This is a genomic window from Rhodoferax sp. UBA5149, from assembly GCF_002413825.1.
GTDB lineage: Bacteria > Pseudomonadota > Gammaproteobacteria > Burkholderiales > Burkholderiaceae_C > Rhodoferax.
The window spans coordinates 9,315-16,424 of record NZ_DHXT01000232.1 but is presented as its reverse complement, the minus strand read 5'-3'; the positions used below and the strand labels follow the sequence as shown (position 1 = coordinate 16,424).

The 7,110-nt window shown below is 61.0% G+C and carries 5 protein-coding genes; 4 read left to right on the top strand and 1 reads right to left on the bottom strand.

From position 1 onward, the window contains the following. Window positions 1-188 precede the first annotated feature (188 nt). The 3 genes from B3V69_RS20435 to B3V69_RS20425 are packed head-to-tail and all read left to right on the top strand — an operon-like array spanning window position 189 to window position 5,000. Window positions 189-2,114 carry a TonB-dependent receptor plug domain-containing protein gene (locus tag B3V69_RS20435; protein ID WP_296449595.1) on the top strand — a complete coding sequence of 642 codons (1,926 nt, stop codon included), beginning with the start codon at window positions 189-191 and terminating at the stop codon, window positions 2,112-2,114. Window positions 2,115-2,124: 10 nt separating this feature from the next. Further along, window positions 2,125-3,060 (top strand): ABC transporter substrate-binding protein, encoded by a 936-nt coding sequence (locus B3V69_RS20430; RefSeq protein WP_296449592.1) that lies wholly within the window; start codon window positions 2,125-2,127, stop codon window positions 3,058-3,060. After that, the gene (locus B3V69_RS20425) at window positions 3,057-5,000 is read left to right on the top strand and encodes a hybrid sensor histidine kinase/response regulator (RefSeq protein ID WP_296449590.1); all 1,944 of its coding nucleotides are present in this window, start codon (window positions 3,057-3,059) and stop codon (window positions 4,998-5,000) included. Before B3V69_RS20430 ends, B3V69_RS20425 begins: the two co-directional genes overlap by 4 nt. Here B3V69_RS20425 and B3V69_RS20420 read toward each other — a convergent pair. Then, window positions 4,973-5,623: a response regulator gene (locus tag B3V69_RS20420; RefSeq protein WP_296449585.1), complete on the bottom strand. Its 651-nt coding sequence runs from the start codon at window positions 5,621-5,623 to the stop codon at window positions 4,973-4,975. The genes B3V69_RS20425 and B3V69_RS20420 overlap by 28 nt on opposite strands. Before the next feature lie 150 nt (window positions 5,624-5,773). Here B3V69_RS20420 and dnaE point away from each other — a divergent pair. Continuing rightward, window positions 5,774-7,110 (top strand): DNA polymerase III subunit alpha (gene dnaE / locus B3V69_RS20415; RefSeq protein WP_296449582.1); only part of this gene is annotated, 1,337 nt, incomplete at its 3' end.

Here is a 7,110-nt window from a genome sequence, read left to right as displayed (position 1 = left end):
CAGTGCCCGCTCCAGCAAGCTGGTGCGCAGTGCCGCGGCATCCGGCAGGGCAATGAATTTATAGGCGGAAATGTTGAGAGTGGTGTTCACCCCTTGATTTTAGGAGACTTGGCCAAGGCGCAGGGCGCAGTGGCTTGCCGGCAAGGCAGAATCAGCGCTTGGGAGTTAAAGAATTGCGGGAGCCGTTAATGAGTCGACTGATCTGCCTGATCGCCACGCTGGGTTGTGCCAACCATGCCGTCGCGCAAGCGCTTGTGTCCGTGTCCGAGAGGGACTTTCTGGCGGACATTCCGATCGTGCTGTCGGTCTCACGCCTGCCGCAGCGACTCGATGAGACGCCGGGCGCGGTCACCATCATTGACCGCAACATGATTCGCCTGTCAGGGGCGCGCGATGTGGCCGACCTGATGCGCCTGGTGCCGGGTTTCCAGACCAGCACTTCTTTTGAAACGAGTGCGCCGCTGGCCAGCTACCACGGTGGTTTTGACAGTTATTCCAACCGCATCCAGGTCCTGGTGGACGGCCGATCGGCTTACTCCCCTTACTTTATCGGTAGCACCGGCCCCGGCTTGCAGACCGTTGCCCTGGAGGATATTGAGCGCATCGAGGTGCTGCGTGGCTCCAACTCGGCGGCCTACGGCGCCCGCGCCATGCTCGGGGTCATCAACATCGTGACCCGTGACACGGTGGATACCCTGGGCTTGCAGGCGGGCCTGGCAGGCGGCGAAAATGGTATCAATGACGCGCAGGCGCGCATCGGCTGGGGCAAAGAAGACGCCAGCTACCGACTTTCCGTGGACCGCCGCGCAGACGAGGGGCTGGCGGGCGCCAATGGCCATAACCGGATCAATCGCGTCAACTTTCGGGCTGACCTGCGGGCCAATGCGAACAATGAAATCCAGCTGCGTGCGGGCAGTCTCGCGATCGATTCCGGCAAAGGTTTTTCCACCGATGTTGACAATCCATTGCGTGATAGTTTTTTTGGTTCGGGCTATGCGCAACTCGATTGGCGGCGCAGTCTGGGGGAAGATGAAGACCTGGCGCTCAGTCTTTCCCATACCGAAGAGAATTACCGCGACACCTTCCCGTATTCCCTGCTTCCCAGGTTCGGTGTCAATGTCAGCATCGACATCGACAGCAGCGGTCGCGCCAGCAACGACACCGTGTCGCTGCAGCACACCTTCCGTCGTGGTTCTTCTTTGCGCGTGGTGTGGGGCGGTGAACTGCGGCGCGAGCAGGTCACATCCAAGCCCGTGTACAACACCGATGCCGCGCTGGTCACGGATTTCACCCGTGTGTTCGGCAATGCCGAATGGCGGGTGGCCCGGGACCTGGTTCTCAATGCCGGGGCGATGGCTGAAAATAACAGTGTGAGTGGCGACAGTTTTGCGCCGCGGCTGATGTTGAACTGGCACGTCACCGAGGGGCAAACACTGCGCGCGGGTGTCTCCAGGGCTTTCCGTCCCCCCAGCACATATGAAAAGTTCGCTGACGTCCGCTACGTCTGGAATGGCCAGTTGCTCGGCGTCACCACATTGGCCAGTGGCAACGTTCAACCCGAAAGTGTGCTGGCACGGGAACTGGGTTATCTGGGGGACTTTCCCGATCTCAGACTCAATCTGGATGTGCGCGCCTTTCACGAGCAAATTAACGGCTTCATTCGTCAACAAAACGCCACGCGTCCGAAGGACTATGCGAACGATGAAAATTTCTCCATTCGGGGTCTTGAATACCAGCTGAAATGGCGACCCTGGCGTGATGCGCAGCTCATCTTCAACCAGGCTTACACGGAAATCAGCTCGGCCGAACCCAGCACCGCCCTGGCGGCGCCGGAGCTGGCGAGTTCGATTACCTTCTTTCAGAAGTTGTCCTGTGGCCTGGACCTCAGTCTGATGCATCAGGACAGTGGCACGGCGACCCCGCAGGGGTCCGGTTACCTAGACCGGGCGGCCATGACCCGCACCGACCTGCGCGTGGGCGCGCCGCTGCGTTTTGGTTCCAACCGGGGCGAGCTGGCGCTGGTGGTGCAAAACCTGGGTGTGCCTTATCCGGATTTTGCACCGGCCTTTGCGTTCCAGCGCCGGGCATTCGTGACGCTGCGGGTGGAAAACTGATCCGGTTCACATGTTGGTCCGCTTGCGTTTTTTGATCTTCAGTCTCTGGCTGGGCGCCGTTGCCGGGGCCGGTGTCCACGCGGCGCCGATGATCGTGATCGTGAGCAGCGAGGGCAGTGCCGCTTATGCGGAGGCGGCTGACGCACTGGTCGGTGAGCTTGAACGCGGTGGTCTGTCGCGCCTTGAGGTGCTTCAGCTCACCGCCGTTGAATTGGCGGGCGCCGGCCCTTTGAGTCCCAAGTTGTTCGTGGCTCTTGGCACGGAAGCCGCGAATGCGCTGGCCAAAACCGAGTCGCGCATACCGGTACTCTGCACGCTGCTGCCACGCAGCAGTTTTGAGCGTACCCTGCTGGAGAACGGGCGCAAACCGTCTGCGCAGTTTTCGTCCCTCTATCTGGATCAACCCTTGAGTCGTCAACTCGAACTGATCCGTGCGGCCTTGCCGACAGCCCGTCGTGTTGGCGTGCTGTGGGGGCCCGAATCCCAGGTGCAAGCACCGGCTTTGAAAACACTGGTCCGCGCCAGCGCGCTGGAACTGGTAGAGGCCACCGTCGCCAGCAATGAGTTGTTTTTCCCCAGCCTCAAAAGAGTCCTGGAAGATGCTGATCTGTTGCTGGCGATGCCCGATCCCCAGTTGTACAACAGCAGCAACATTCAGAATATCTTGCTGGCCTCGTTTCGGGCGAAGGTGCCTCTGGTGGCTTTTTCACCCGCCTATGTGCGGGCGGGGGCCTTGCTTGCCTTGTATGTGACGCCGACTCAAATTGGCCGACAAGCCGCCGCCATAGCCCGAGGCGTGCTGCAGGGCAAGACCTTGTCGGCAACGCCACTCTACTCCCAGGACTTCAGCGTTGCCGTGAACGAGCACGTGGCCCGATCGCTGGGCCTGACACTGGATGCCGATGCCTTGCGCGCCCGCTTGCGGCGCCGGGAGGGTGCGCCATGAAAATGGTCGACATCCGAACCCGCATGCTGTTGACCGCTATTCTGCCGGTCACCCTGATCGCCGTGTTGCTGGCCGGGGTTTTTTTGGTCGCACGGGTCGGAGACATCGGCGAGGCACACAGTCAGCGCGCCAGGTCCCTGGCCCGACAGCTGGCAATGGCCAGTGAATATGGCCTGTTCTCTGCCAATTTTGCCCATTTGCAAACCATTGCCAGCGGCGCCTTGCGTGAGTCTGACGTGCGTTCGGTGACCATCCTGGATGCCCAGGGCCATATTCTGGCCAGCGCGGGCAAGCCGGCTTACACGTCACCACCGGTTTTGAGCGCGCAGGAAAGCGAGAACTTTGAGCCCGCGACGGGCGTGGATTTGCTGTCGCAACCTATTGCGACAAGTCAGGTCAAACTGGACGACCTGTTTGAAGTGGGGGCGACTGACGCGGCGGCACAGCCGCAAGTTCTCGGTCATGTTCTGATTGAGTTTTCCCGGGAAACGCTGGTGCGGCGGGAGCGTGAGATGCTGCTGGCGGGCCTGGCAGTCACCTTGGGGGGACTGCTGTTTGGTGGCTTCCTGGCGGTGCGTCTGGGGCGTGGGGTGATTCGTCCCATTTTGCGTGTTTCCAGCATGATTGAGCACATCGGGCGCGGCGAATTGTCAGCGCGCGGCGAGGTGTTGCCGAATGACCCGCTACGCGACTTGCAGCGAGGTTTGAACCAGATGGCTGAAAGACTTGAATCGGGGCGTGATGAGCTGGAGCAGCGCGTTGCCATGGCGACGTTGGAGTTGCGGGAGAAAAAGGAAGAGGCCGAGACGGCGACGCTGGCCAAGTCTCGCTTTCTGGCGGCCGCCAGCCATGATCTGCGGCAACCGACCCACGCGCTGGGGATGTTCGTGGCGCGGCTGGCCCAATTGCCGCACGATGCCGAAACCGGGCATTTGATTGCCAACCTGGACGCTTCGGTACAGGCGATGCAGGACTTGCTGGGTGCCTTGCTCGATATTTCCCGTCTCGATGCGCAGGCGGTACAGGTGCAGCTGCGTCCCTTTGCGCTGGCCGGCCTGTTTGAGCAGTTGCGTGTTGGATTGGCCTCGACAGCGCTGGAAAGAGGCCTGCGCCTGCGCTTTCGACCGACCGATGTCTGGTTGATGAGCGATCCCGCGCTGCTGCATCGCATCTTGCTGAATCTCGTGGTCAATGCCTTGCACTACACCTTTGAGGGCAGCGTCCTGGTGGTTTGCCGGGTGGCCGGTGACGGCAAGCTCGCCCGCATTGAGGTCTGGGACAGCGGGATCGGCATTGCGCCGGAGCACCATCAGTCGATCTTCAAGGAGTTTTATCAGGTTGGCAACACGGAGCGGGACCGCGGCAAGGGCCTGGGTTTGGGCCTCAACATTGTGGAACGCACGGCGAATTTGCTGGGACACCGATTGCAGTTGCGCTCCAGGCCGGGGTTGGGAACCCGGTTCAGCATTGAAGTGCCACTGGCACCTCCCGGCGCTGCTTCGGACATTCCGAGCCCGCTTGAGGGTAAAACATTCGACGATCTTGCGGGTCGGGTCGTGCTGGTGATTGAGGATGATGCGCTGGCCCGTGAGGGTTTGGTGAGTTTGCTCGAATCCTGGGGCGCTGTGGTGGGCGTGGCCGAAGGCCTGTCAACGGCGCTGTGGCATTTGAAACAGGGGTTTGCTCCCGACGTGATCGTGAGCGACTATCGTTTGCGTGACGGGGAAAATGGCATTGAGGTGATCCGCCAACTGCGCGCGGCCGCGGGGCAGTCGATTCCCGCCTGTCTGATGAGTGGCGATACCGACCCGAAGTTGATGCAGGCGGCCAGGGAGGCCGGCTTGAGCTTGCTGCACAAGCCCGTGCGGCCGGCCAAACTGCGCAGCCTGATTCGCCGACTGACCGCTGAAATTCAATCAGACGGCGCTGATTTGGTGTAACCGTGGCGGCTTGCCGCGAGAACCGCCTGGATGCGGGTTTTCACGCCAAAGGCGCGCAGCACCCCGGTCACGTGATTCTTGGTGGTTTCATCCGCGAGCTGCAGGGTTTGACTGATTTCCTTGTTGGAACGGCCATCCAGCAGCAGATACAAGACCTCTTCCTGGCGTGGCGTGAGTTGCGGGGCGTCATTCCAGTCGTCTGGTTCCTCCAGTGGAAGGATACCGGGCTCCGTAATCAAGTCGAATGGCACATACACGCCACCCGCCAGAACCAGACGTAAAACGGCGAGCAAGTCCTGGCTTTTGCCGGATTTGGTGACGAAGCCGGCCGCGCCCTTGGACAGAACATCCCGCATGATCTGGGGATTGACCGATCCGGAGAGCATGACGATGGGAAGTTCAGGATGCCGTGTTCCGAACACGTCGAGCGCCTCCAGCCCGTTCATGTCGGGCAGATGGTAGTCCAGCAGCACCAGATCGAGATCGGCGTGCTGCGCCGCCAGCTCAAACGCGCGGGTGCAATGCGGGGCCTCCAGCACCTCAACCTCGGTGTCCAGCCCTTTGAGGACCTGGCACAAGCCTTCACGTACCAGCGCATGATCATCGACAACGAGAATCTTCAAAATATTTTTCCTGGCGCTTGTCTACAGTCAGATGGGGACAGAGCTTACGCACCACGTGTCGCTGCGGTCTGTCCCACAATCTTAATCAGTTGGGGACAGAGCTTGTTCGCTTCGCGTAACTGCGGTCTGTCCCGCAATTTACAATGATTCATGTTTGTTCACTTGCGTCTCCACACCGAATTCTCCGTCGTCGACGGCACCAACCGTATCGATGATATCGTCAAGTCAGCCGCCGCAGACGGGCAGCCCGCTTTGGCGATCACCGACCTGAGCAATCTGTTTGGTGCGATCAAATTTTACAAAGAAGCCCGCAAGCGGGGCGTCAAACCCCTGATTGGCACCGAGATCTGGCTGGAGGGCGTGGGCAAGGACGAGGCCACGCTGTCGCGTCTGGTGCTGCTGGTGCAAAGCAAGCAGGGTTACCTGAATCTATCCGAACTGCTGGCGCGCGCCTGGACCCAGAATGCGGGCAAGGCGCAGGCCACGGTCAAGCTAGCGTGGCTGACGGAGTTGAACGAGGGTTTGATCGCCTTGTCGGGGGCGCAGGCCGGGCCCGTGGGGCAGGCCCTGGTGCAGGGTGACGAGGCGCGCGCCTTTGATGCCGCGCTGCAGTTGAGCGGCATCTTTGTGCATCGTTTTTACCTGGAGTTGCAGCGCGCCGGACGCGCCGATGACGAGGCCCATGTCATCGCCGCGGTGCAGCTGGCCGCCCGCATGGGCTTGCCCGTGGTCGCCACGCACCCGGTGCAGTTCACGCTGCCGGACGACTATGAGGCGCATGAGGCCCGCGTCTGCATTGCCGAGGGAGAAATCCTGGGCAACCAGCGCCGCGTGCGCAAGTTCACGCGCGAGCAGTATTTCAAGTCGAGCACTCAGATGCAGGCGTTGTTCGCGGACGTGCCGTCGGCCCTGGCCAATACGCTGGAAATCGCCAAACGTTGCAACCTGACACTGATTCTAGGCAAGCCGCAGTTGCCGGATTTTCCGACGCCGGACGTCAACGGCCAGCGCATGTCGCCCGAAGAGTACTTTCGCTACACCTCGCATGAGGGGCTCAAGGAGCGGCTGCTGCACCTGTACCCGGATGAAGCGAAACGCGAGAGCGAGCGGCCGCGCTACGTCGAACGGCTGGAGTTTGAGATCGCCACGATTGTGAAGATGGGCTTTCCGGGCTACTTCCTGATCGTGGGGGATTTCATCAACTGGGCCAAGAACAATGGCTGCCCGGTCGGACCGGGTCGGGGCTCCGGCGCGGGCTCGCTGGTGGCGTATTCGCTGAAGATCACCGATCTGGACCCGCTGCAATACAACTTGCTGTTCGAGCGCTTCTTGAACCCCGAGCGGGTCTCCATGCCCGACTTTGACATCGACTTCTGCCAGACCAACCGCAACTTGGTGATTGATTATGTGAAGGATAAATACGGCAAGGACGCCGTCAGCCAGATCGTGACCTTTGGCACCATGGCAGCGCGTGCGGCGGTGCGCGA